24 protein-coding genes and 1 pseudogene are annotated in these 24,387 nt (G+C 61.3%); 7 read left to right on the plus strand and 18 right to left on the minus strand.

The genetic code is table 11. From position 1 onward, the window contains the following. Window positions 1-21: 21 nt before the first annotated feature. From ACQ4WM_RS03380 to ACQ4WM_RS03435, 12 genes are all read right to left on the minus strand, one after another. Entirely contained in the window at window positions 22-1,530 is a 1,509-nt protein-coding gene (locus ACQ4WM_RS03380; protein WP_436545293.1) for a DegQ family serine endoprotease, read from the minus strand. A gap of 219 nt (window positions 1,531-1,749) precedes the next feature. Continuing rightward, window positions 1,750-2,061, minus strand: coding sequence for an RseA family anti-sigma factor (locus ACQ4WM_RS03385; RefSeq protein WP_436545294.1), 312 nt, complete (start codon window positions 2,059-2,061; stop codon window positions 1,750-1,752). 79 nt (window positions 2,062-2,140) lie between these two features. After that, the gene (rpoE, locus tag ACQ4WM_RS03390) at window positions 2,141-2,743 is read right to left on the minus strand and encodes an RNA polymerase sigma factor RpoE (protein ID WP_436545295.1); all 603 of its coding nucleotides are present in this window, start codon (window positions 2,741-2,743) and stop codon (window positions 2,141-2,143) included. A gap of 69 nt (window positions 2,744-2,812) precedes the next feature. Further along, window positions 2,813-3,286: a hypothetical protein gene (locus tag ACQ4WM_RS03395; protein WP_436545296.1), complete on the minus strand. Its 474-nt coding sequence runs from the start codon at window positions 3,284-3,286 to the stop codon at window positions 2,813-2,815. A gap of 134 nt (window positions 3,287-3,420) precedes the next feature. After that, a complete protein-coding gene (gene fabF / locus ACQ4WM_RS03400) occupies window positions 3,421-4,671 on the minus strand; it encodes a beta-ketoacyl-ACP synthase II (protein ID WP_436545297.1) in 1,251 nt (416 codons plus the stop codon). A 29-nt stretch (window positions 4,672-4,700) separates the two neighbouring features. Then, window positions 4,701-4,940: an acyl carrier protein gene (acpP, locus tag ACQ4WM_RS03405; protein ID WP_020653257.1), complete on the minus strand. Its 240-nt coding sequence runs from the start codon at window positions 4,938-4,940 to the stop codon at window positions 4,701-4,703. A 178-nt stretch (window positions 4,941-5,118) separates the two neighbouring features. Beyond that, on the minus strand, window positions 5,119-5,862 hold the full coding sequence (fabG, locus tag ACQ4WM_RS03410) for a 3-oxoacyl-ACP reductase FabG (RefSeq protein ID WP_436545298.1): 744 nt from the start codon (window positions 5,860-5,862) through the stop codon (window positions 5,119-5,121). 55 nt (window positions 5,863-5,917) lie between these two features. After that, window positions 5,918-6,859, minus strand: a complete 942-nt coding sequence (gene fabD / locus ACQ4WM_RS03415; RefSeq protein WP_436545299.1) for an ACP S-malonyltransferase — start codon at window positions 6,857-6,859, stop codon at window positions 5,918-5,920. 32 nt (window positions 6,860-6,891) lie between these two features. Beyond that, a complete protein-coding gene (locus ACQ4WM_RS03420; RefSeq protein WP_436545300.1) occupies window positions 6,892-7,890 on the minus strand; it encodes a beta-ketoacyl-ACP synthase III in 999 nt (332 codons plus the stop codon). 12 nt (window positions 7,891-7,902) lie between these two features. Beyond that, window positions 7,903-8,970: a phosphate acyltransferase PlsX gene (plsX, locus tag ACQ4WM_RS03425; RefSeq protein ID WP_436545301.1), complete on the minus strand. Its 1,068-nt coding sequence runs from the start codon at window positions 8,968-8,970 to the stop codon at window positions 7,903-7,905. Between the two features lie 195 nt (window positions 8,971-9,165). After that, entirely contained in the window at window positions 9,166-9,348 is a 183-nt protein-coding gene (gene rpmF, locus ACQ4WM_RS03430; RefSeq protein ID WP_010399517.1) for a 50S ribosomal protein L32, read from the minus strand. 189 nt (window positions 9,349-9,537) lie between these two features. Continuing rightward, complete coding sequence (locus ACQ4WM_RS03435) at window positions 9,538-10,035, minus strand: YceD family protein (RefSeq protein WP_436545302.1); 498 nt, start codon at window positions 10,033-10,035, stop codon at window positions 9,538-9,540. A gap of 190 nt (window positions 10,036-10,225) precedes the next feature. Here ACQ4WM_RS03435 and ACQ4WM_RS03440 point away from each other — a divergent pair, with 190 nt between their 5' ends. Continuing rightward, complete coding sequence (locus ACQ4WM_RS03440; RefSeq protein ID WP_436545303.1) at window positions 10,226-10,834, plus strand: Maf-like protein; 609 nt, start codon at window positions 10,226-10,228, stop codon at window positions 10,832-10,834. A 12-nt stretch (window positions 10,835-10,846) separates the two neighbouring features. Next, window positions 10,847-11,596: an SAM-dependent methyltransferase gene (locus ACQ4WM_RS03445; RefSeq protein ID WP_436545304.1), complete on the plus strand. Its 750-nt coding sequence runs from the start codon at window positions 10,847-10,849 to the stop codon at window positions 11,594-11,596. A 2-nt stretch (window positions 11,597-11,598) separates the two neighbouring features. On the opposite strand, the gene ACQ4WM_RS03450 is transcribed toward ACQ4WM_RS03445, so the two are convergent. Both ACQ4WM_RS03450 and ACQ4WM_RS03455 read right to left on the minus strand, forming a co-directional pair. Beyond that, window positions 11,599-12,879 carry an EAL and HDOD domain-containing protein gene (locus ACQ4WM_RS03450; RefSeq protein WP_436545305.1) on the minus strand — a complete coding sequence of 427 codons (1,281 nt, stop codon included), beginning with the start codon at window positions 12,877-12,879 and terminating at the stop codon, window positions 11,599-11,601. A 135-nt stretch (window positions 12,880-13,014) separates the two neighbouring features. Then, a complete protein-coding gene (locus tag ACQ4WM_RS03455) occupies window positions 13,015-13,932 on the minus strand; it encodes a 23S rRNA (adenine(2030)-N(6))-methyltransferase RlmJ (RefSeq protein ID WP_308925536.1) in 918 nt (305 codons plus the stop codon). Window positions 13,933-14,201: 269 nt separating this feature from the next. On the opposite strand from ACQ4WM_RS03455, the gene ACQ4WM_RS03460 reads away from it, so the two are divergent. Next, window positions 14,202-14,624, plus strand: a complete 423-nt coding sequence (locus tag ACQ4WM_RS03460) for a thioredoxin family protein (RefSeq protein WP_436545306.1) — start codon at window positions 14,202-14,204, stop codon at window positions 14,622-14,624. 6 nt (window positions 14,625-14,630) lie between these two features. Here ACQ4WM_RS03460 and ACQ4WM_RS03465 read toward each other — a convergent pair whose 3' ends face one another. Together ACQ4WM_RS03465 and ACQ4WM_RS03470 are read right to left on the minus strand one after the other, a co-directional pair. Beyond that, window positions 14,631-16,904 carry a xanthine dehydrogenase family protein molybdopterin-binding subunit gene (locus ACQ4WM_RS03465; RefSeq protein WP_436546195.1) on the minus strand — a complete coding sequence of 758 codons (2,274 nt, stop codon included), beginning with the start codon at window positions 16,902-16,904 and terminating at the stop codon, window positions 14,631-14,633. Between the two features lie 26 nt (window positions 16,905-16,930). Beyond that, window positions 16,931-20,047 (minus strand): bifunctional diguanylate cyclase/phosphodiesterase, encoded by a 3,117-nt coding sequence (locus ACQ4WM_RS03470; RefSeq protein ID WP_436545307.1) that lies wholly within the window; start codon window positions 20,045-20,047, stop codon window positions 16,931-16,933. A 248-nt stretch (window positions 20,048-20,295) separates the two neighbouring features. Between ACQ4WM_RS03470 and ACQ4WM_RS03475 the strand changes: the two genes are divergently transcribed. Next, window positions 20,296-20,802, plus strand: coding sequence for a DUF1993 domain-containing protein (locus ACQ4WM_RS03475; RefSeq protein ID WP_436545308.1), 507 nt, complete (start codon window positions 20,296-20,298; stop codon window positions 20,800-20,802). 10 nt (window positions 20,803-20,812) lie between these two features. Here ACQ4WM_RS03475 and ACQ4WM_RS03480 read toward each other — a convergent pair whose 3' ends face one another. Together ACQ4WM_RS03480 and ACQ4WM_RS03485 are read right to left on the minus strand one after the other, a co-directional pair. After that, entirely contained in the window at window positions 20,813-21,004 is a 192-nt protein-coding gene (locus ACQ4WM_RS03480) for a DUF1289 domain-containing protein (protein ID WP_436545309.1), read from the minus strand. Between the two features lies 1 nt (window position 21,005). Next, window positions 21,006-21,590 carry a DUF1415 domain-containing protein gene (locus tag ACQ4WM_RS03485; protein ID WP_436545310.1) on the minus strand — a complete coding sequence of 195 codons (585 nt, stop codon included), beginning with the start codon at window positions 21,588-21,590 and terminating at the stop codon, window positions 21,006-21,008. A 318-nt stretch (window positions 21,591-21,908) separates the two neighbouring features. Between ACQ4WM_RS03485 and ACQ4WM_RS03490 the strand changes: the two genes are divergently transcribed. The 3 genes and pseudogenes from ACQ4WM_RS03490 to ACQ4WM_RS03500 all read left to right on the plus strand — a co-directional run bounded on the left by ACQ4WM_RS03490 (window position 21,909) and on the right by ACQ4WM_RS03500 (window position 24,366). Continuing rightward, a complete protein-coding gene (locus tag ACQ4WM_RS03490) occupies window positions 21,909-23,321 on the plus strand; it encodes a transglycosylase SLT domain-containing protein (protein WP_436545311.1) in 1,413 nt (470 codons plus the stop codon). A 243-nt stretch (window positions 23,322-23,564) separates the two neighbouring features. Next, window positions 23,565-23,840 (plus strand): annotated as a pseudogene (locus ACQ4WM_RS03495) (hypothetical protein). A 4-nt stretch (window positions 23,841-23,844) separates the two neighbouring features. Next, window positions 23,845-24,366 carry a helix-turn-helix transcriptional regulator gene (locus ACQ4WM_RS03500; protein ID WP_436545312.1) on the plus strand — a complete coding sequence of 174 codons (522 nt, stop codon included), beginning with the start codon at window positions 23,845-23,847 and terminating at the stop codon, window positions 24,364-24,366. The last annotated feature ends 21 nt before the right edge of the window (window positions 24,367-24,387 follow it).

A 24,387-nucleotide genomic window follows, 5' to 3' on the forward strand; every position in this document is an offset into this window, starting at 1 on the left:
TGCGGGGTGAGGGTTAAAAGCTTACTTCGCGAACGGACGCAAGGAGACGAACTGCGTCGTCTCGCCGCGGCGCACCAGCAGGGCCGAGGTTTTCTTCGGATCGAGCCTGGCGACCAGCGCATTGAACTGTTTGGCGTCGCGCACGGCGACGTTATTCAGTTGCAGGATGACATCACCAGGCTGCAGACCAGCCTGGGCAGCAACGCCATCGGCATCATCGACCAGTACGCCTGCATCGATTTTCAGTTCCTGCTTCTTGGCGGTCGGCACATCGCTGACCTTCAGCCCCAGTGCGTTGCTGCTCTGCGCTTCGGGCTGCCTGGCTGTCGCCTTGCTGGCGGTTTTATCGCCTTCCAGCTCGGCCACGGTGACAGGCAGCTCCTGCTGCGCGCCCTTGCGCCAGACAGTAATGGTGGCCTTGCCGTTGACGGCCGCACCACCTACCAGGCGCGGCAGATCGGACGAGCGCTCGATCGGGGTGCCGTTGAATTTCAGGATAATGTCGCCTGGCTTGACGCCAGCCTTGTCGGCCGGACCACCGGGCTCGACCAACGACACTTGCGCGCCCTTGGCGTTTGGCAAGCCCAGCGATTCGGCCACTTCCTTGCTCATTTCGCCGATCTTCACGCCGATGCGTCCGCGCACCACCTTGCCGGTCTTTTTCAACTGCTCGCCCACGCGCATGGCTTCATCGATGGGCACGGCAAACGAAATGCCGTTGTAGGCGCCAGAAAGAGTAGCAATCTGCGAATTGATGCCGATCACTTCGCCACGCAGGTTGATCAGCGGGCCGCCCGAGTTGCCGGGGTTGACAGCCACGTCACTCTGGATCAGCGGCAGATAGTCGCCCGTATCGCGCGACTTGGCCGAGATAATGCCGGCCGTTACGGTGTTTTCCAGGTTGAAAGGCGAGCCGATGGCGATTACCCACTCGCCGACGCGTATCTTCTCGGAGTCGCCGATGGCCACGCGCGGCAGGTTGGCGCCTTCGATCTTCAGCAAGGCCACGTCGGTGCGCGCGTCCGCGCCGATCACCTTGGCCTTGAATTCGCGCTTGTCGGTCAGCGTGACGTAGACTTCGTCGGCGCCATCGACCACATGCGCATTGCTGAGCACGTAACCGTCGGCAGAAATGATGAAGCCCGAGCCGACACCGCGCTGCACTTCCTGCTCCTGCGGCGCGCGGCGGCTGCGCGGATCCTGCTGGCGCGGCACGGGCATGGCGCCACCGAAGAAGCGGCGCAGAAATTCCTGCATCTCCTGGTCACCGGCGCTGCCGGCGGCACCACCGCCCATTTTCAGGCGTTCGGTGGTGCGGATGTTGACGACGGCCGGGCCGACGGCATCGACCAGGTCGGCAAAGTCAGGCAGTTGAACCGAGCGTACTGCGGGGACGGGGGCAGCGGCGAGGGCCGGTGCCGCCAGGCCCAGCATGGCGGGCGCAAAGAAGACGCCGGCCGTCCCCAGACACAATGCGGAAAGCGTCTTCGCTGAAAGCGTTTTGCTGTGTTCACAAATATTTTTTTTCATGGAGTTATCTTTTCGAATGTTAGTCGGAGCTAGTGTCCTGCCCTGCGCACATGCCTCGGGCGCGCCCAGCGCAACAATGGCGGCCTGGCAAAACCGGCCATGGCAAACCGTACAACAATATATCGCATAAGCAAGATATCGCTAGGGGAGATAGTGTCAATCGTGCAGAAGGGAAGTGTCAAGAGGGAGCAGCCCGCATTAAGCCAGGCGTAAGGGGCGCTAGCGTTGTGGAATGGCCGCGGCGCCTGGCTGCCCGGCACCGCTGGCCACGGCTGCTGCCGCTGATGGCGCGGCCGGTGTGGGTACGGCTTCGGCGGCCAGGCGGCTGGCAAGCCGCGCCTCGAAGCCCGTGCTGATGGCAAGCCCATCTTGCCCGTCGCGCAGCACGTCGCCGATCAGGCGATAAGCCTGCCACACCTGCCGGCCCGCATCGGTATCGAGCGCGGCGAACGCCAGTTCGAGTTCGCTGGCCGCCAGTTCGCCATCGGACAAGGCCGAAATATGCTCGTGCAATCCTGGAAATGTGTCCATTATGGGTCCTGCCAGTTCGAAAGAATGGTGCTGGAGCGGTGCGGTTTGCTCAGGGGTAATGCTTGTTATGGTCGATGCATTACCAGCGCTTGTCAATCGGCATGTCCAGCAAGGGTTTGAGTTTTTCCGCAATCACCTCGCGCGCCCGAAAGATGCGGCTGCGCACGGTGCCGATCGGGCAAGCCATGATTTCCGAAATTTCTTCATAGCTCAATCCCTCGATTTCACGCAGCACGATGGCAGTGCGCAATTCGATCGGCAGCACATCCATGGCGGCGTTGACGGTGGCGGCAATCTGCTTGCTGGCAAGCACGGACTCCGGCGTGTTGTTGTCACGCAGCTTGCTGCCGTCATCGAAAGACTCCGCCTGCTCCGTATCAGTCTCGCTGGACGTGGGTGCGCGCCGGCTCTGCGTGACCAGATAGTTTTTCGCCGTATTGATGCCGATGCGATACAGCCAGGTATAAAAAGCTGCGTCGCCGCGAAAATGGCGCAGCGCCCGATAGGCCTTGATAAAGGTTTCCTGCACCACATCTTCGGCCTCCGCCGGGTCATGCACCAGCCGCGATACCAGCCGCATCAAACGCCGCTGGTATTTCGATACCAGCACGTCGAATGCCCGCCTGTCGCCAGCCTGGACCCGCTCGACCAATAATTGATCACCTTCGCGTTCTGTCCTCACACCCTGTATCCCTGGTAGCATGCAGCGTGGGCGCCTGTATGGGTATAGAGTTGGCCCGCTGCAAGAAGTTCAGTATTTGCCGCACTTTTTATGCCCCCTCCCCCGCGCCGCAATGGCGCGGCATGCAACGGCCAGTTCGCGAAACGCCTTTGTTGCCGGCAGGGCACGCTGAACCACCAGCGTGACGATGCGCCCCTCATCGTCGCTCAGGCGCAGCACCAGCAGCGACGGCCACAAGGTCGAACCGGGCAACAGCGACAACGGCGCCGTGGCCGACACTGGCCCGTGGCCATATGCTGCATGTTCCGTCAGCCGAAACTGGCCGACCGGTGAAATATCAAGCGTGTGCGGCTTTGCCCGAGAACACAGCGCAGCGAGCAACAACACGCCGCCAGCGCCACTGGACAGCGCGGCAGCCCAGCCCAGGGCGTAAGCACCCGTTGCCAGCGGCCAGGCGGCCGACAAGGCAGCCAGGCCCAGGCACGCTTGCAGCAGACGCAAACCGACAGGCGTGCGCAGGACAGCCGATACGGCAATCGACATACAATCTCAATGGGGAAATATCAGGCGCGCCGGCACCATGCCGGGCAAATTCAGGCACCAACGAACGTTGGCGCCGAATCAGCGCTCACTACGGTTTGACCGTAGCGAGCGCCAGAAGTTCAAGTTGTTACAGCTTATTTCGCTTTGCCGAAAATCAGCGTGCCATTCGTTCCGCCGAAGCCGAAGGAATTTTTCACTGCATAATCGATCTTCATGTCACGCGCCGTATTGGCACAGAAATCGAGATCGCAAGCCGGATCCTGGTTGAAGATGTTGATGGTCGGCGGCGACACCTGATGGTGGATCGCCAGGACCGTAAACACCGCTTCCAGACCGCCCGCGCCGCCCAGCAAATGGCCCGTCATCGATTTGGTCGAATTCACTACCAGGTTTTTCGCATGGTCGCCGAAGGTGCGCTTGATGCCCATCACTTCTGCCACGTCGCCTTGCGGGGTCGACGTGCCGTGCGCGTTCAGGTATTGAATCTGGTCCGGGTTCAGGCCTGCGTTGTTGAGTGCCGCGATCACGGATTTGCTGCCGCCGCTACCATCTTCCAGCGGCGAGGTCATGTGATAAGCATCTGCGCTCATCCCGAAACCATGCACTTCAGCATAGATCTTGGCACCGCGGGCCACCGCGTGCTCGTACTCTTCCAGCACCATCACGCCGGCGCCTTCGCCCAGCACGAAACCGTCGCGGTCGGCATCCCACGGACGCGACGCCGTTGCCGGGTCATCGTTGCGGGTAGACAAGGCGCGCGCCGAGGCGAAACCGCCCAGGCCCAGCGGCGACACGGTCGATTCGGCACCGCCGGCAATCATGACGTCGGCATCGCCGTACTCGATCATGCGTGCGGCTGCGCCGATGCTGTGCAAACCGGTGGTGCAGGCCGTGACGATGGCCAGGTTCGGACCTTTCAGACCATATTTGATCGAAAGGTTGCCAGAAATCATGTTAATGATCGAGGCAGGCACGAAAAAGGGCGAGATGCGGCGCGGACCACGTTTTTCGTACTCGGACTTGGTTTCTTCGATCAGCGGCAAGCCGCCGATGCCGGAGCCGATGATCACGCCGATACGGTCGGCGTTCTCTTCGGTGACCTCCAGGCCACAGTCCTGCATCGCCTGGATCCCGGCAGCCATGCCGTAATGGATGAACGTATCCATATGGCGGGCTTCCTTACCGGAGATATACTCTTCGATATTGAAACCTTTGACTTCACCGGCAAAATGCGTGGTGAATGGCTGCGCATCGAATTTGGTAATCGTGGCAATGCCCGACTTCCCTTCGATGATTGCGCTCCACGCCTCGGCAATAGTATTGCCGACAGGTGAAACGCAGCCCAGGCCGGTGACAACAACGCGACGGTTTTTAGAACGGCTCAAGCGATTCTCCTGAAGTCGGTCAGACAGGCTTAGGCCTTGACGTGGGCGGTAGCGTAATCGATCGCCTGTTTCACGGTGGTGATTTTTTCAGCTTGTTCGTCAGGGATTTCCATTTCGAATTCGTCTTCCAGGGCCATCACCAGTTCCACGGTGTCCAGGGAATCGGCGCCCAGGTCGTCGACGAAAGAGGATTCGATTTTGATGTCTGCTTCTGCAACGCCCAGTTGCTCAGCGACGATTTTCTTAACGCGTTGTTCGATATCCGACATGTTATGGCTCCAAAGTGTGTGTTACGGAAAGTGCGCGCATTTTATCAGGTTTGCGCGTCCGAATACTAATTTCGGTGTCTGCTGCTAATTCAACCGAAGCTGCTGCTAAAAGATGCGATTATAGTCAAACAGCCGTTGCACATCATGTCACAAACTGGTGTTTTCTCTATCTTTCACATCAATTCATGTACATGCCGCCATTCACGTGCAAGGTCGTGCCCGTGATATATGCCGCTTGCGGTGACGCCAGGAAAGCCACGGCGGCAGCCACGTCTTCCGGCTTGCCAAGGCGCGACAGCGGAATCTGCGTCAGCAAGGCTGCGTGCTGCTCTTCGCTCAAGGCCTTGGTCATGTCGGTATCGATAAAGCCGGGGGCGATGCAATTGACGGTGATGTTGCGGCTGCCGATCTCACGCGCCAGCGCGCGGCTCATGCCTTCCACACCGGCCTTGGCGGCCGCGTAGTTCATCTGGCCCGGATTGCCTGCCGAGGCCACCACCGAAGTGATGTTGATGATACGCCCGGCCTTGGCCTTCATCATGCCGCGCAACACGGCGCGCGACAGGCGACCAACGGCCGAGAGGTTGGTGGTGATCACATTGTCCCACTCTTCATCCTTCATGCGCATGGCCAGCTGGTCTTGCGTAATGCCCGCATTGTTGACCAGAATAGACAGGCTGCCATAGGTTTTCTGCACTTCTTCAACCACCGCTGCGCAGCGCGCCGCATCGGTCACGTTCAGGACCACGCCCTTGCCCGTCACGCCTTCGGCGGCCAGGTAATCGGTGATCGCCTGCGCGCCAGCTTCCGAGGTGGCGGTTCCGACTACGGTGGCGCCCTGCTTGCCCAGTTCGGTGGCGATGGCGCGACCGATGCCGCGCGATGCGCCTGTGACCAGTACGACTTGATTCGTCAGATTCATGAGTATCCTTAAAGATGGCTGGCGACAGTGGGGCTAGCCCACTGCCGCGCGCTGTTTATTTGAGCTGCGTCAAAATACGGTCGAGCGAGGCCTGGTCGACGATGGCGTCGCCCACCAGCACCGGGTCGATGCGCTTGGCCAGGCCCATCAGGACCTTGCCCGGACCGCATTCGATCACCTGAGTGATGCCGTCAAGAGCAACTTTCTGCATGGTTTCGACCCAGCGCACCGGGCTGGCCGCCTGGCGCACCAGCGCATCCTTGATGCCAGCGACATCGTTGACGATGGCGACATCGACGTTGTTGATCAGGGCGATCTGCGGCGTATTGAATTGCAGCTCGGCCATATAGTCGCGCAAGCGGTCCGAGGCCGGTTTCAGCAGCGAGGAATGGAATGGCGCCGACACCGGCAGTTTCATGGCGCGTTTGGCGCCCTTGGCCTTGGCCAGTTCGCAGGCACGCTCGACCGCTGCGGTATGGCCGGCGATCACTACCTGCGCTGGCGCGTTGAAATTGACCGGCTCGACCACCAGGGCCGGGTTTTCGGCTGCTGCTTCCGCACAGGCGGCGCGCACGTCGTCATCCGACAGGCCCAGCACTACCGCCATCGTGCCCTGCCCGACCGGCACGGCTTCCTGCATCGCCTGCGCGCGGAAACGCACCAGAGGTACGGCGTCCTTGAAGGCGATTACGCCGGCGGCGACCAGCGCCGAATATTCACCGAGGCTGTGACCGGCCACTACCGTCGGCAGCGGACCACCGGCTGCCAGCCAGGCGCGATAAAACGCCACGGCCGCCGTCAGCATTACGGGCTGGGTATTGGTGGTCAGGTCCAGTTCTTCCTTCGGACCTTCGGCAATCAGCTTGCCCAGGTCGAATTGCAGCGCTTCGGACGCTTCGGCCACGGTCTGTGCCACCACCGGGTTGCCGGCGAAACCGTCGAGCATCGCGATCGCTTGCGAGCCCTGGCCCGGGAAAACAAATGCAAATTGTGTCATCGTGACTCCGTTCCTTTTAATTATCTTGCAGCTTACATGCGCGCCAGCACGGCACCCCAGGTAAAGCCGCCGCCCACGCCTTCCATCATCACATTGTCGCCCTTTTTGACGCGGCCATCGCGCACGGCAAGGTCGAGCGCCAGAGGAATCGAAGCGGCCGAGGTATTGCCGTGCTGGTCGACGGTGACAACCATTTTGTCCAGCGGCAAGCCCAGCTTTTTGGCGGTGCTGTTCATGATGCGGATATTGGCCTGGTGCGGTATCAGCCAGTCGATCTGATCCGCCGTCATGTTGGCGTGTTCCAGGGCTTCATGCGCGACTTTTTCCAGCACCGATACGGCCAGCTTGAAGACGGCCGGGCCGTCCATGTACAGGAAGGCGCTGCCGGCCAGTGCGCCGCCGGCGACGTTGCCCGGTACGCTGAGGATGTCGGAATGACGGCCGTCTGCATGCAGCTTGGTGGCCAGGATGCCCGGCTCTTCGGAAGCGGTCAGGACGATCGCGCCGGCGCCGTCGCCGAACAGCACGCAGGTGCCGCGGTCGTCGAAATTGAGAATGCGTGAAAACACTTCGGCACCGATCACCAGCACGTTCTTATGCATGCCCGACTGGATGAAACTGTCGGCGGTGGCGACCGCATATACGAAGCCGCTGCAGACGGCCTGCACGTCGACCGCCGCGCAGTTATTCGTGATGCCCAGCTTGTTTTGCACGATGCAGGCGGTGCTGGGGAAGCTGCCGAAGAAGTCGGGAGTCGAGCTGGCGACGATGATCAGGTCCAGCTGGTTGCCGTCAATACCGGCCATCTCCAGCGCCTTTTTGGCCGCTTCGACACCGAGGTCCGAGGAATTTTGCGTTGGCGCCGCATAATGGCGCGCCGAGATGCCGCTGCGCGAGACGATCCATTCATCCGAGGTCTCGATGCCCTTGGCGGCAAGCTGGTCCGTCAGATCCTGGTTGGTAACGCGTTTCTCCGGCAGGTAGCTGCCGGTACCGATGATTTTGCTGTAGAGCTTGCGTACGATTGTCATGCTTGCCATCCACTAAATGCTGGAGCTTGTTGATATAGGTTCTTCCGCCACTGGCGTGCGCGGCATCAGCTCGGCGATCATGCTGGCCAGTTGGGCCTGCACATCGTTCTTTGCCGCTTCATGGGCGCGGCGCAAGGCCCATTCGAAGGAATAGGCATCGGCGCCGCCATGGCTCTTGATCACCAGGCCACGCAGGCCCAACAGGCTGGCACCGTTGTAACGCGAGGGATTCAGGCGATTGGTGATGGCTTTCAGCGCGCCGCGCGCGATCAGGGCGCCCAGCATGGTAATCGGATTGCGCTTGAATTCGGAAGTGAGCACGTCTTTCATGAAGCGCGCCAGGCCTTCGATGGCTTTCAGGGTAACGTTGCCGACAAAGCCGTCGCAGACGACGATATCGGTGGTGCCCTTGAAGATGTCATTGCCTTCCACGTTGCCGTAGAAGTTCAGCGCGCCGCGGTCGTGGTCGGCCTGCAAGAGCTTGGCGGTCAGCTTCACCACTTCATTGCCCTTGATGTCTTCCGTACCCACGTTCAACAGGCCGATGGTCGGCCGTTCGATGTTTTCCATCGCCGACACCAGCACCGAACCCATGATGGCGAACTGGTGCAAGTGATGCGGCTCGCAATCGACGTTGGCGCCCAGGTCCAGCATGTAGGTCGGGCCGTTCTTCTGGTTCGGCAGGATGCTGCAGATGGCCGGACGATCGACGCCCGACATGGTTTTCAAGACGTAGCGCGAGACGGCCATCAGGGCGCCGGTGTTGCCGGCAGACACGCAGGCTTGCGCCACGCCGCTCTTGACCTGTTCGATGGCCACGCGCATCGACGAATCCTTCTTGCGGCGCAGGGCCACTTCGAGCGGATCGTCCATGGTAACTTGTTCGGAAGCATGCAATATCGACAGGCGCGGGTGCGTCTCTGCCTTGTGCTTTTTCAGCTCGGCGCGGATCACGTCCTCCAATCCTACCAGGATCAGTTCGGCGTCAGGCTCGTGTTCAATAAAGGAAATTGCTGCGGGGATAGTAACTGCGGGACCGTGATCTCCGCCCATGCAGTCGATAGAAATTTTGATTGTCATTTGGTGTGATTCAGTACCGCTGCGGGCTTGCGGCAAGATGTGAATCGGACTGTCGCTGCAGGAATGCACAAACCTGGCCAGCGTGATTCAAAATGACGGTGTGCAAGATGAATTGCAGCCGATAAAAAAGAAGAAGCGGCGCCACGCCGAAAAACCAACGCAACACCGCTTTTATCTTACCCAACAAAACGTCGATTACTCGTCGTTTTTGGTCTTCAACACTTTACGGCCACGATAGAAGCCGTTAGGGCTGATATGGTGACGCAGATGTGTTTCGCCGGTAACTGGCTCGACGCTCAATTGCGGCGCGACCAGGAAGTCGTGCGAACGGTGCATGCCGCGTTTGGAAGGGGTTTTCTTGTTCTGTTGAACTGCCATGATGACTCCTAATACATAAGTTCTAAAATTTTAGCACAATCGATCAGCAAATTCATGCGAATCGAGTATCCCAGCGGCAAAACCTATCCGAAAACAGGCCGTACCGACATCGTATATTTCATGCTACGTTTCACTACACATTGCCATACTCGACTGCTACACGCGTTTGACACGTCTTTTACTTACTACTTATTCTGGCTTCAAGTCTTTCAGTGCCGTAAACGGCGACTTCTTTTCAGTCTTGAGAGCATCGAGCTGCGCCGTATCGGGGCAGACCTCGTGTTTGGGTACCTGCGGCAGGGCCAGCAAGGCTTCATCTTCGATCAGGGCGGCGGCATCCATGCTGCGGCTGCCGACGATCACGTCAATCGACTCATCGTCGATGATTTCCTCGATCTCGTCCGCATGCTCGTCATCTTTGCCGAGCACTAATACTGTCGAAGAATCGATATCGTAAGCAAACGGGGCCAAGCAGCGCTGGCATACCAGCTGAACGGTGCCGCTGACCGACAAGGTCAGTTGCGGGTAGCCCAGCTTGCCGCTGCCACCGGTGATTTTCCAGGCGATCTCGCCGGAAGTATCTGCGCAATCCTTGGTCAACCGGGTCATTTCAGCGACAGGAGTGACACCCTCGCGGCTCCCGCTGATCCGACAAAAATCAAAGGCGTCGATCACAAAAGCATTCATTGGTAGAAAATTTCCCCGGAAAACCAGCGATCATAACAGGGTTTTCAAGCCGGAGTCAAAGCCTGCGTGCATTTTTTTGATAACAAGCGGACTACGATAGGGTGGCCGCGCGGCAACTGCAAGCAAGATTTGCCCGGTAACGCTGCGGCAGACTACACTGGCGGCCTTGCCAGCCGCTATCCGGACCCGAATGATACCAACTTCCACCCCATTGCGCTTGATACTTGCATCGAGTTCCGCCTACCGCAAGGAGCTGCTGTCGCGTTTGCGCCTGCCGTTCGAGGTGGCCGTGCCCGACCTCGACGAATCCCCCCTCGCCTTCGAGACCCCCAGCGCCACCGCGCTGCGCCTGGCGCGGGCCAAGGCGCAAGCCGTGCTCGACCGTTTTCCGGGCAGCCTGGTGATCGGCTCCGACCAGGTCGCCACGCTGGACGGCGCGCAAATCGGCAAGCCGGGCAATCATGCCAATGCCCTGCGCCAGCTGCAAACCATGCGCGGACGCGCGGTGATCTTCCATACGGCGCTGTGCCTGCTGGATGGCCGCCAGGCGGTCGCCACTGCCGAGGTCAAAGATATCCAGACTCTGGTTACCGTGCGCGATCTGCCCGACGCCGAGCTGGACGCCTATTTGCGCATCGAACAGCCGTATGACTGCGCCGGCAGCGCCAAGAACGAGGGGCTGGGCATCGCCATCCTCGACAGCATCAACACGACCGATCCGACCGCCCTCACCGGCCTGCCGCTGATCGCATTGAGCAGCATGCTGCGCCGCGCCGGCGTGGCGTTTTTCACTATTTAACTAGAACACACCATGACCGGCACCCTTTATCTGATCCCCAACCACCTTGGCCTGTCCGACGGCCCGGAAGATGCGCTGGACCACATCATCCCCGAACAGGTGCGCAGAATTACCTCGCAACTCGATTATTTCGTCGCCGAAAACGCCAAGACGGCGCGCGCCTTTCTGAAACTGATCAACACCAAGCATCCGCTGGCAAAACCTTTGCAGGAAATTACCATTTCCGAGCTGAACGTGAATACCCCGGCGCAGGCACTGGCCAGCCTGCTGGCGCCGCTGCTGGCCGGGCGCGATGCTGGCCTGGTGTCGGAAGCAGGCGTGCCGGCGGTGGCCGATCCCGGTGCCGACCTGGTACGCCTGGCGCATCAGCATGGCGTGAAAGTGCGTCCACTGGTGGGGCCCTCGTCGATCCTGCTGGCGGTCATGGCGAGCGGACTGAACGGGCAGAGCTTTGCCTTCAACGGCTATTTGCCAACCGACGCGGCGCTGCGCGCCAAGCGCATCAAGGAACTGGAAAGCCGCTCGCGCAGCGAAAAGCAAACCCAGCTGTTTATCGAAACGCCGTACCGCAATGCGGCCATGCTGGAAGCACTGGTGACTCAATGCCAGCCGTCGACCCTGATCTGCGTGGCAACCGACCTCAGCCTTGAAACGGAAAGCATCCAGACCCTGAATGGCGGGCAATGGAAGAAACAGCTGGCGGCCGGCAAGGCGCCCGACTTCCATAAAAAGCCGACCGTATTCCTGTTGCTGGGACAATAGATCTAGTGCACGGTGCGCGAGATGCCGTGCACATAATCGTTGACCCAGGCATAGGCTGCCACCTGGATCGCCGTCAGCTCGTTTTCCGACAGCTGCAATTGCTCCAACATGGCGGCCCTGGCCGGGCCACCGTCCGCTTGCTCGACCTGCTCGACCAGCGCCAGCATATTACCGAGCTCGCCATGGCGGAACAGCAGCGCATCGCTGACCTTGCTGTTCACGCGCACACTGCTGATGACTTCGCTCATCTGCATGGAAAACAGCGTGTCCATCAAGGACATGATGCCTACCGTAAAGCCGATATCGGCATATTGATGCTGGCCCGGCCGCAGTTTTTTCGTCATCAGTTCCAGCAGCTTGCCGCGCGTGGTAGCCAGTTGCAGCAAGGGCGAGGTGAACTGCGCCGAAGTTCCCCGCCGCACATACAATAAAATCTGCAGCCAGCGCTGCAGCTGGCGGCGGCCCAGCAGCAGCAAGGCCTGGCCCAGGGTGTCGACGCGCACGCCGGCGCTGACGGCCGGCGTATTGACCAGGCGCAGCAGGTTCAGGCCGATCAGCGCGTCGTGCTTGATGCAGCGCTCCAGCTCGCGGTTGTCGGCATTGCCTTGTATGAGTTCGAGCAAATGCAGGATGACCAGCTCCGAGGCCGACATGCGCTTGCCGCTGAGAATCACAGGCCGCGCAAAATAATAGCCCTGGAAAAAATCAAAGCCCAGCGCCAGGCATTGCTCGAACTGCGCCATGTTTTCCACTTTTTCCGCCAGCAATTTTTTTCGCGACACGGCCAGCACCTGCGCCAGGCGCGGCAATTCGTCGGGCGCCAGCTGGGCGATATCGACCTTGATGACGTCGACCAGCGGCAGCAATTGCTGCACGTCGGGTGTATCGAGCACCACATCGTCGAGCGCAAAACGGAAACCGGCCTGGCGCAGTTCGCTGATGCGGGCCAGCAAGGCCGGCGTCGGGCGTACGGTTTCGAGGATTTCCAGCACCACGCGATGATGCGGCAGGAAGCCGATAAAGTCGCTCATCAGCGCCACCGCATCGACATTGATGAATGCCAGCTGCAGGCCGACCACCTGTTCCATGCCCAGCTCGGACGCATGGGCGATCACGGTGGCAGTCGCCGCGACGGCATCGCCGGTAATCATGGCCTGGTTTTCGGCACTGCCTCGAAACAACAACTCATAGGCCACCAGGCGCTGGTCGCGGTTCAGAATCGGCTGGCGGGCAATAAAGAAGTCCTGCAGCACAGCATGATGGGAGTGCAAGGAAGTAGTCATGGACCGGCCCGCGAATGAGGGCCGCGTTCAGGCTGCGGCAGGGCCTGGGCCGGCGCTTGCCGCCCCGCACCCAGTATAGCCCCAGCCTGCCGTACAACTATGTGCTGCAGCGCACGCTGTGCGCGTACATCACGCTCAGACGCGGCGCGTGCCCGTATTCCTGACGCCGCCCTTGCCGGTTTCCAGCACGAATTTGGCGCCATCGTCGCGGCCCAGCACCTTGACCAGGTAGGGCATCACTTCGCGCAGCATCGGCTCGAGCGTGTACGGCGGGTTGAGGATGAACATGCCGCTGCTGTGCAGGCCGAAACCGTCCGGCGACGGCGTGTTGACCGTCAACGTCACGTGCAGCCATTCTGTTGCCGGCAGCTGCTTGAGCTTGTCGGCGAACTGCCGCGATTCCATGCGCTGCAGCACCGGATACCAGACGGCGTAGATGCCGGACGGAAAACGCACCAGCGCGTCGGCCAGGGTATCCTTGACCTTGCGGTAATCCATCTTGTCTTCATAAGGCGGATCGATCAGCACCAGCGCGCGGCGCGATGGCGGCGGCAGCAGCGCTTTCAGGCTCTGGAAGCCGTCGGCCTTGGTGATGATGACGCGCTTGCCACGCACGGCAGGACGTTCACCCTGGGCCAGTGCATGGGCTTCGACCTTGCGGAAATTATCGGCAAGAATCTTTGCGTCGGCCGGGTGCAGCTCGAACAGGCGCAAGCGGTCCTGCTCGCGGCTGACCTGGTCGGCGCAGTACGGCGAACCCGGGTAGTAGCGCATCTTGCCGCTCGGATTCATTTCCTTGATCAGTTTCAAGTACTCGGCCAGCGAGGCCGGCAGGTCGGTACGGTCCCACAGCGGCGCGATACCAGTCTCGTACTCGGCGTTCTTCGACGCATAGCCGCCGTCGAGCGCATACACGCCGGCGCCCGAATGAGTGTCGATATAACTGTAGGCGGTATCTTTTTGATTCAGGTACTGCAACAACTGAATCTGCACATAATGCTTCAACACATCGGCGTGATTACCCGCATGAAAGGCGTGGCGGTAACTCAACATAAGCTGGCAATTCCATAAAATAAAGTAAAGGTGGGCTGCGCTTACACCGGGCAGAGCATGGGAACAGACTGGGAGGGTCAGGCTGCCGGACCAGGAAACAGCATGGACCAGCGTAATCAGCGCGCACAAATCCGCATTATCCACTAGAAACCGCCCCGGCATCAAAAAACCGCTTCAGCTCACTGGGCCGCTGCCAGGCCCGAGCTGGCCGGGCAAGGTAGAATACGCGCATCGGCGCGAGCGCCATCTGCACTGAATACTACAAAAACATGCATAGCCTGACCCTGACCACCGAGAACCGCGCCGAGATCGCCGCCGCCCTGGCTGGCCCGCGCTGGATCGTCGCCTGCCTGTGTGCGCAATGGTGCGGCACCTGCACCACCTACCGCGCCACGTTCGACAACCTGGCCGCGCGCCACCCGGACACCGTGTTCGTCTGGGTCGATATCGAAGACCAGTCCGAGGTGGTGGGCGAACTCGATATTGAGAACTTCCCGACCCTGCTGATACAGCACGACGACAACGTGGCATTTTTCGGCACCGTGCTGCCCGATGGCGGCCTGGCGCACCGCATGGTGCAGGCCCAGCAGGCGCTCACTGCGGACGAACTGGCAGCCTTGTCAACCAGCACCGGCGAGCGGTGCGGCTGGCAGCGCGACTGCAATCTGCGCACCATGCTGGCAGCAAGCTGAGGCTTTTCAGCCCAATCGCAGAGGCAAGCTGCGCAGCCGTTTTCCAGTCAGGATAAACAGCGCGTTGGCCACCGCCGGCGCGATTGGCGGCGTACCGGGTTCGCCCACGCCTTCCGGGTGCGCGGCGCTGGCGATAATGATGGTCTCGACGTGGGGCGCCTGCCCCATGCGCAGCACCGGGTAGTCGTGGAAGTTGCCCTGCTCGACCCTGCCATCCTTGAAGGTAATCTCGCCCCCCAGCGCCGCCGACAGGCCGAACAGCACGCCAGACTCCATCTGCTGGGCGATGATATTGGGGTTGACGGCCAGGCCGCAATCGATGGCGCACACCACCCGCCGTACGCGGATTTCACCGTTTTCAACCGCCACCTGCGCCACTTGCGCCACGATGCTGCCGAACGACTGGTGCAGCGCCACGCCGTGCGCATGGCCGGGCGGTGCGCTGCCGGCCCTGGCCACGGCGGCGTCCAGCACGGCCAGGTGGCGCGGGTGATGTTGCAACATGGCGCGCCGGAATGCCACGCCATCGTGCTTGCCGGCATGCGCCAGCTCGTCAATAAAACTTTCCTTGAAAAACGCATTGTGCGAGTGGCCCACCGACCGCCAGTAGCCTACCGGCACGCTGCTGTCCGCAATCACATGGGCGATGCGCTGGTTGGCGATCTCGTACGGCATATCGAATTCGCCTTCGGCGGTGGTCTTGTCCGGGCCCATGCCGGGCAAGCCAAAGTTGCGCTGCAAGTACTGGTGCGTGATCGAGGCGCTGGCCGATTTATTGTCCCAGGCGGCGATGCGGCCTTCTCCATCGAGCCGGGCACTGAAACGCGCCAGTGCAGCCGGCCGGTACACATCGTGCTTTGTATCCTGCTCGCGGGTCCAGATCAGCTGCACCGGCGCGCCGTCGCACTGCAGTGCGATGGCGACCACCTGGGCCACCATGTCCACTTCCAGCCGGCGGCCAAAACCACCGCCCAGCAGCAGCACCTCGATCGACACGTCGCTGCTGGCCACGCCGGCCACCCTGGCCGCCACGTCAACGGCGATGCCCGGCGCCTGTGTCGAGACCCACAGGCGCACCTTGCCATCCCTGACCTGCGCGGTGCAGTTGACCGGCTCCATCGCTGCATGGGCAAGAAAAGGCGCGTGGTATTCGGCCGTGACGTGCTGCATCGCCTGCACTTCCTGGCTGTCGACCTTGCCACTGGCGTGGTAGGTGTGGCCTGCCTCGCTGTCGAGCAGGCGTGCCAGGCCGGCATACACGTCGGCACTCGACAAATTCGACTGCGCGCCCGCCCGCCACTGCGTCGGCAAGCTGGCGGCAGCCTGCCTGGCGCGCCACCAGGTATCGGCGACCACCGCCGCGCAAGACACACGCTGTTCGCCCAGGGCTGGCGTCAGGTCCAGCACTTTTTTGACGCCCGGCATGGCCAATGCCACGGGCGCATCGAACGAAGACAAGGTGTCGCCCAGGCGGCGCGGCAGATGCAGGGCTGCGTACAGCATGCCGGACGGCCGTGCATCGATGCCGAACACGGCGCTGCCATTGACTTTCGACGGTGTATCGCGGCGCGCAGCAGCGTTCCCGATCAGCTTGAAATCCGCCGGCGATTTCAGTACCGGCGTGCCCGGGTCAAGCGTGCTGGCACGCTGCGCCAGGCTGGCGTAGCCGGCGCGCCGGCCATCCACGTGCACGACTTCGCCGTTCTCGGTGCGGCATTGCGAGACGCTTGTTTGCCACTGTGCTGCAGCGGCGGCCACCAGCATGGCGCGCGCACAGGCGCCGGCCTCGCGCATCGGCTGCCAGCCATCCTTGATACTGGAAGAACCGCCGGTGACAACCACGCCCAGTTCGCGCGCCGCCTTGGCCACCGTCCACTGCGCCAGTTGCTTCAGCCGTGCGCCGTCGTCGGGGTGAAACGGCAGGCTGTCGACCAGCATGGCGACGTTACCGAAGATCTTGTCGTTGGGCGCCTGCATCAGGGTGATGGACACCAAAGGCACGTCGAGTTCCTCGGCCACCAGCATCGCCAGCGCGGTATGCACGCCCTGCCCCATTTCGCTGCGCGGCATGGCCAGTACCACCTTGCCGTCGGGCCGGATCGCCAGCCAGCCGTTCAGGGCTACCGCGCCATCCTTGACCGGCAGCGGCGCGCTGCCGTGCAAGCGCTGGCGCGCCGGCAGCACGCCCCAGCCCAGCACCAGCGCGCCGACGCCGGCCACGCCCAGCCCCAGGCCTTTGAGCAGGAAACGTCGGCGGGAGGCAGGTAGCGTTACAGCCATGGGATTGGTCCAGTAGGTGTCAGTGTTCAATTGTCAAGCCAGCGCTCGACTATATCCTGCGCCAGCACCGGCCGGCTATAAAAATAGCCTTGCGCCAGCCGGCAGCCATGGCGCAGCAAAAAGGCGGCCTGTTCCTGCGTCTCCACGCCTTCGGCGATCACCGACAGCTGCATGCTCTTGCCCAGCTGGATAATGGCGATCGCGATGGCCTCGTCGTTGGCGTCGCGCGCGATATCCTTGATGAAGGAGCGGTCGATCTTCAGGGTCTGCACCGGCAACTGCTTCAGGTACGCCAGCGAGGAATAACCGGTGCCGAAGTCGTCGATGGCCAGGCCCACGCCGATGGCGTGCAGGTCGTTGATGTAGCCGAGCGCGTCGCCGGTATTCATGATCACCGATTCCGTCACTTCCAGCTGCAGCCGCTGCGGCTCGAGGCCGGTTTCGCGCAGGATGTCGGCCACCACGCCGGCCATGCTGCCGCGCTCGAACTGCTTGACCGACAGGTTGACCGCCATTTTCGGCACATGCAGGCCCTGCGCCTGCCAGCGCATCATCTGGCGGCAGGCTTCGTCCAGCACCCATTTGCCAAGCTGGTTGATATAGCCGCTATCTTCGGCCAGCGGAATAAAGCGCGCAGGGGCAATCAGGCCCAGTTCGGGATGGTTCCAGCGTACCAGCGCTTCCACGCCGATCAGGCGGCCCGTGTCGATTTCCACCTGCGGCTGGTAATTAAGGAAGATTTCGTTCTTTTCGATCGAGCGGCGCAGATAGGTTTCCAGGCGCAGCCGCTCGATGCCTTCGCCCGTCATCGACGGCGCATAGAAACGATAGCCATTGCGCCCGCGCGCCTTGGCCTGGTACATGGCCACGTCGGCATTGCGGATCAACATGTTCAAGTCCTGTGCGTCCTCGGGGAACAGGCTCACGCCCACGCTGCAGGTGACGAACAACTCGTGGCCGGTCACCAGGAACGGCTGTTCGAACATGGCAACCAGTTTTTCCGCCACCTGGGTCGCGCCGTACTGGCCGTCGACGTTTTCCAGCAGCACGATGAATTCATCGCCGCCAAGGCGCGCCAGGGTATCGCCTTCGCGCAGGCGCGCCGACAGTTGCGCCGCCACCTGCTGCAGCAATTCGTCGCCGATATGGTGGCCCAGCGTGTCATTCACATTCTTGAACCGGTCCAGGTCAATGAACAGGATGGCCAATTGCTCGCCGTCGCGCGCGGCGCGCAGCAAGGCGTGCTGCAGGCGGTCGTGGAACAGCAGGCGGTTCGGCAGCGCGGTCAGCGGATCGTGGTGCGCCAGGTGGTCGAGCTTTTCCTGCGCCTGCTTGACCTGCGTGATATCGCTGCACACGCCCACGTAATGAGTGGTCAGCCCCTGCGTGTCGCGCACCGCGCTGATGGTCAGCCATTCCAGGTAGATCTCGCCGTTCTTGCGCCGGCGCCATAGCTCGCCGCGCCAGAAGCCGGAAGCGATCAGCTCATCCCACATGCCCTCATAAAACGCTTCATCGTGGCGTTCGGAACGCGTCAGCGAGGAATGCCTGCCTATGGCTTCGGCTTCGGTGTAGCCGGTGATCTGTGTAAAGGCGGGATTGACGGCGACGATCACGTCCTCGATATCGACCACCATCACGGCGTCGGCGATATGCTCCAGCACGGTGGCCGACAGGCGCAGCTTTTCTTCGGCTTCCTTGCGCGCGGTGATGTCGGCATACACCCAGATGCTGCCTTCGCCGGGGCGCAGCGGATCGAGCGCGCAGCCGCTCACCAGCGCCCAGAACAGGCTGCCGTCGCGGCGCCGGTAATGACGCTCTTCGCTGAACTCGCCGCCGGCCGCCATGGCCGGATACTGGCGCTCGCCCGCCTTCTCGAAATCGTGCTGGGTGAGAAACACGATGGCAGTCGAGCTGCCCGTCATGGCGCCAGGGTCATAGCCAAACAACTCTTCGCAGCGGCGGTTGACGGAAACGATGCGGCGGTGGCGCACGAACATCACGCCGAACATCACATTGTCGAGTATCGCGCTCTGCTCGGTCAGCAGCGCTTCGATGCGCATTTCGTGGTGCTTGCGCTGGCTGATGTCGGCGATGATGCCGTCGACCCAGATCATGCCCGCGCTGCCGGCCTGCGGCTGGCCATTTTCCGCCACCCAGCGCTCGGTGCCGGTGGCGTCGACGACGCGGTATTCAAGCGCATACGGGCGCATCTCGGCGACCGCCTGCTTGACGGCGCGGCGGTGCGTACGGCGGTCTTCCGGGCAGATCAGGTCGACCCAGGAATGGGTGCTGCCGCGCATCAGCTGCGCGGCCGTATAGCCGACGATGTCTTCGATGGCGTCGCTGATGAAATCGATGGGGCCGTCGGGCCGGTAGCGGAACACGGCGCCCGGCACTTGCGTGACGATGGTGCGGAAGCGCTCTTCGCGCTGGCCTACGTCTTCGAACAGCTGGCGGATCGCGGCGCGCATCTGTTCGAGCTGCGTTGCCAGGCGGCCCAGTTCGTCGTTGCCGCCCGCTTCCAGGCGTGTATCAAAGTCGCCATGCGACAGGCGGTCGGAAAAGCGCATCAATCGGCGCAGCGGCCGCAACAGGCGGCGGTTCATGAACAGCACGATCAGCGCCATCGAAATGGCCAGCTGCGCGCCCAGCACGAACACATAGGCGATCTGCTTTTCGCGCAGTTCCTGCTGGCTGCGCGCATCGTCCATTTCCACCACCACATGGCCGATGCGTTCGCCGCGCACGGCGATATCGCGTTCCGCCCGGTACACATTGCCGACCGGGCGTTGCGGCGCCTGCAGGCGCATGAATTCGGCGTCACCCTGGCCCACTACCTGCACCAGCAGCACGGCGCGGTCGCGCATCACCGATTCGACCAGTGACTGGGCCGATTCGGCATTCATGTTCCACAAGGACTCCTGCATGCCCAGCGCCAGGATATCGGCATTGCGCTGCAACGCCTCGTTCAGGCCGGTATGCGCCGACTGGCGCTCGTGCACGCCGACCAGCAGATAGCTGCCGATCAGGGCCGGTATCACCAGTCCGCCCAGCACCACCAGCAGCAAGGCGCCATAGATCGAGGAACCATACAGGGTGCGAAGGCTGGCCAGCCAGCGGCGATGGGGGGAATCAGCCATGCAGGCACGGGCCTGGGTGAGTCATGCGAGCGGTCATCGAATGGTAGCGGGAGGTTACGGAAAGCGAACGGCGGAAGGAATTTTCCAAAGGCAATTATGCATGGAAAAAGCACGCAAAGTGATATCTGGCGGTACAAGCGGCAGGAATATGTACCAGAAACCACACGCCTTGCCAGCGTTTCCCTGCCTGCCCTGCAGAAAAAGCCGCGCCTTGCTATCATCGCGCCACTTTACCTAGAGGAACCACCATGACCTTCTCCATCCACTCCGCATCGATTCCCGTCTTCAAGCAAATCCTGGGCAGCCTGGCTGCCATCCTGGACAAGGCCGAAACGCATGCGCAAGACAAGAAAATCGATCCGAACGCGCTGCTGCAGTTCCGTTTTTTCCCGGACATGCTGCCGTTCGTGCGCCAGATCCAGATCGCCACCGATTTTGCCAAGGGCTGCGGCGCGCGCCTGGCCGGCGTGGCCGTGCCCCCATATGAAGATACGGAACAGAGCTTTGCCGAACTGAAGGCGCGCATCGTGAAAACCATCGCCTTCCTGGAAAGCCTGCCGGCTGCCGACATCGAAGGCAGCGAAACGCGCGCGATTACCACCGGCAGCGGCGAAAAGACCAAGCACTTCACTGGCCAGACCTATCTGTTCCACTACGCGCTGCCGCATTTCTTCTTCCACGCCACCACCGCCTACGACATCCTGCGCCATAACGGTGTTGAAGTCGGTAAAAAAGACTTTATCGGCAGCTATTGATCGCAGCGGGTCAGCTATTGCGGCGCGGGTAGCCCTGCGCCAATATCCGCACCCACACGACTTCTTTTTGTTCCGGCGTCATCGACACCCAGTGCGCCACTTCCACCACGCTGCGGCCACAGCCGCGGCAGATTTCGTCAAAGGTGGTGGAACAGACGGCCACGCACGGCGTGTCGGGGCGCTCGGGCAAATCGCCAGCCATCTCATTTCCCATCTGAACCTGCCTTCGCGATGCCGAGCTTCTCCCAGCCGTCCAGGCCCAGCTTTTCAAGCGTGGCGATATTCTTGTCGAAAATCTCGGACGCCTCCGGGAACGCCTCCACCGCGCGCTCGATGCTGTCTTCGCGCAGCAGGTGCAGGGTCGGATACGGCGAGCGGTTGGTAAAGTTGCTGATATCGTCTTCGAACGTCTCGGCAAACTGATAATGCGGATGGAAGCTGGCCACTTGCAGCTCGCCTGCCAGGTGCATGTCTTCCACCGCCGCGTCGGCCACGTCGAGGAACTCGTTGTAGTCGAGGAAATCGTTCAGCGTATACGGATGGATCAGCAGGGTCGTGTCGATCTGCTCCGGGCTGCTGTCGGCCAGTGTTTGCAATTCGTCCATCAGCATCGCCAGCAGGTCTTCCGGATTGCTCGAATCGCAGACCACGTAGCGTATCTGTTTCTTCACATGTACGGCCTTGGCAAACGGGCACAAATTGAGGCCGATCACGGCCTTTTCCAGCCAGTCGACGGTGTTGGCGATAATGACGGCGTGGTCGTCGTCGTGGCGCGGCGGGGTATTCATATACAGGACTCTCTATTGAAAAAGGTGGCCGGCAAATGGCGGCCGGCCAAAGCCAAATTGTACGCACTCTTTGCGCAGTCTCATACCTGAGGACTACCACGCTTGCGCCAGGCCATGGCGCAACTATGCTATAACAGCGGCCGAACACGGCATTGGGCGAATTTTATTGGCAATAATTGCATTATTTGCGAATGGAAACTTCCCTTTATGCTGTCATCAGGCTGACATAATTCTTGACTCAGGCATGTGGATATACGTACACTCGCTGCTTGATCATGGCTTAGTCCGATGTTTCTTCGACGACAACAATGGAACACTATGCACGAAAACTCCTTTAAATCGACCGCACTGGCGGCATTGGTCCTGGCCCTGGCGCCAGCCCTGAGCCAGGCGTACGAAGCCGGTGTTGAGAGCGATAACGCGCCAGTCGCCAGCACGACACCAGCCTTGATTCCGTTACCGCCACAGGTCACGGCAAAACTCCCCACCCTCGACAACCGCCTGCAAAAGACCGATCGCCTGATGAAAAATCTCAGCGACAGTTCCGATCCTCTGCGCGAAGCCGATGTCTGGGGCCGCATCCGCAGCGGCTATGCGATTCCCGACCTGAACAACCAGCTCGTTGCCAACCACGTCAACTGGTACGCCACCCGCCCCGACCACCTGGCACGCACCACGGCGCGCGCCTCGCGCTACATCTACTATGTGGTGCAGGAACTGGAAAAGCGCGGCATGCCGACCGAACTGGCCTTGCTGCCGTTTATCGAATCGGCCTTCAATCCACAGGCTTTCTCCAGCGCCAGTGCGGCTGGCCTGTGGCAGTTCGTGCCGGCCACGGGACGTGATTTCAACCTCAAGCAAAACATGTTCAAGGATGAGCGCCGCGGCGTGCTGGCCTCGACCGATGCGGCACTGACTTATCTGCAGCGCCTGTATGACATGTTTGGCGACTGGCAACTGGCCCTGGCTGCCTACAACTGGGGTGAAGGCTCGGTGCAGCGCGCCATCAAGAAAAACCAGTCGCTGGGCAAGCCGACCGACTTTGAAAGCCTGGCCGACCTGATGCCGGCCGAAACGCGCAACTACGTGCCGAAGCTGCAGGCGGTGAAGAATATCATTGCCAACCCTGCCCAGTATGGCCTGAGCCTGCCGGTGGTCGATAACCAGCCCTATTTTACGGCGATCGACAAAACCAGCGACATCGACATCACGGTGGCCGCCCAGCTGGCCGAACTGTCCACCGACGAATTCAAGGCGCTCAACCCGCAATTCAACCGCCCGGTCATCATCGGTGGCGAAAAGACCAAGATCTTGCTGCCGCAGGAAAACGCCGCCAAGTTCACCACCAACCTGGCGCAATGGGGCCATGCCCTGTCGAGCTGGACCACGCACAAGATCACCAACGCGCGCGAACGCATCGAAACGCTGGCGTCGAAATTCGGCACCACGGCCGATGTGTTGCGCCAGGCGAACAATATTCCCCAGCGCATGCGCCTGCGCGCCGGTTCAACCATCCTGGTGCCGAAAACCTCGGCCACGATGAACATGAACATCACCCAGGAAATCGCCGACAACGCCACCATGCTGTTCGAAGCGGACCGTCCGGAACGGGCCCTGAAGAATGCCCGCCGCGCCGTCAAGGGCGGCAAGGTACAGGCCGCGCCTATCTCGCTGGTCAAGCCACGCATTCAGCGCGGCGGCGGCAACAGCCGCGCCAAGGCACGCCACTGATCACCGCCTGATTCATCATCGCTGGGCACCACCGGCCGCCACAGTCTTGCTGTGGCGGCCGGTTTTACATTGCCCGCCCGATTTGCGCGACGCATCATGGCTACGCTCGTCGCGCTGCAGGTCGATTGCAGCTTTTCGCAAATGATGACCATCAAACCCGAAGTAGACTGATGCCGTGATGAGCGATATTTATCGGTTGTCACTTGACAACCGATAAATATCGACTTATCTTGGAGGCATGCCATGGCCCGCTCCCCGCATCCAAAAAAGGATATCGAAGCGGCATTGCGCCACGCGGAAAGCCAGGGGTGGCGCGTGGAAACGGGTGGCAGCCATGCCTGGGGCAAGATGTACTGCCCCTGGAACGACGCAGAATGCCGCTGCGGCGAATTCTGCATCGCCTGCATCTGAAGCACGCCGAAAAATGCCACCAATCATGCACGTGCTCTGCGGCGGGTGGTCGATCACTGCACCGCGCAAAAAGTGATCCTCGATATCATGCGCAAGCCCAGGGGGTAAACAAATGGACTATATCTTCACGCTCAAATATCGCCTGCCTGACGAAGGCACCGACCTGGACGCCTTGGCCGAACGCCTCGCAGCGGGCGGCTGTGACGACGCCCTGCTGGGCCTGGGCCAGGCAGGCCGGCTGGCACTGGAATTCACGCGCGACGCTGCCAGCGCACGGCAAGCCGTACTCGGCGCCATGAGCGACGTCAAGACAGTGATACCCGAAGCACAACTGGTGGAAGCATCGCCCGATTTCGTCGGCTTGAGCGATGTGGCGCAGGTGCTGGGACTGACCCGGCAGAACATGCACAAGCTGATGAACAAATACCGCCACAGCTTCCCCTCCCCCGTGCATGAAGGCAGCACCACGATCTGGCGACTGGCGCAGATCCTGTCCTGGCTGCATGCGAAAGGCAGCTACGACCTGGAAGACAGTCTGATCGAACTGTCGCAGGCCACCATGCAGGTCAATATTGCCAGGGATGCGGCCATGGCAGCGCCACTGCCTGCCGACATCGTTGCCCTGCTGCGTTAAGCAAACGTGGCATTTGCTGCC

Origin of the sequence: Janthinobacterium longum (genome assembly GCF_051380735.1) — a bacterium.
Lineage (GTDB): Bacteria > Pseudomonadota > Gammaproteobacteria > Burkholderiales > Burkholderiaceae_D > Janthinobacterium.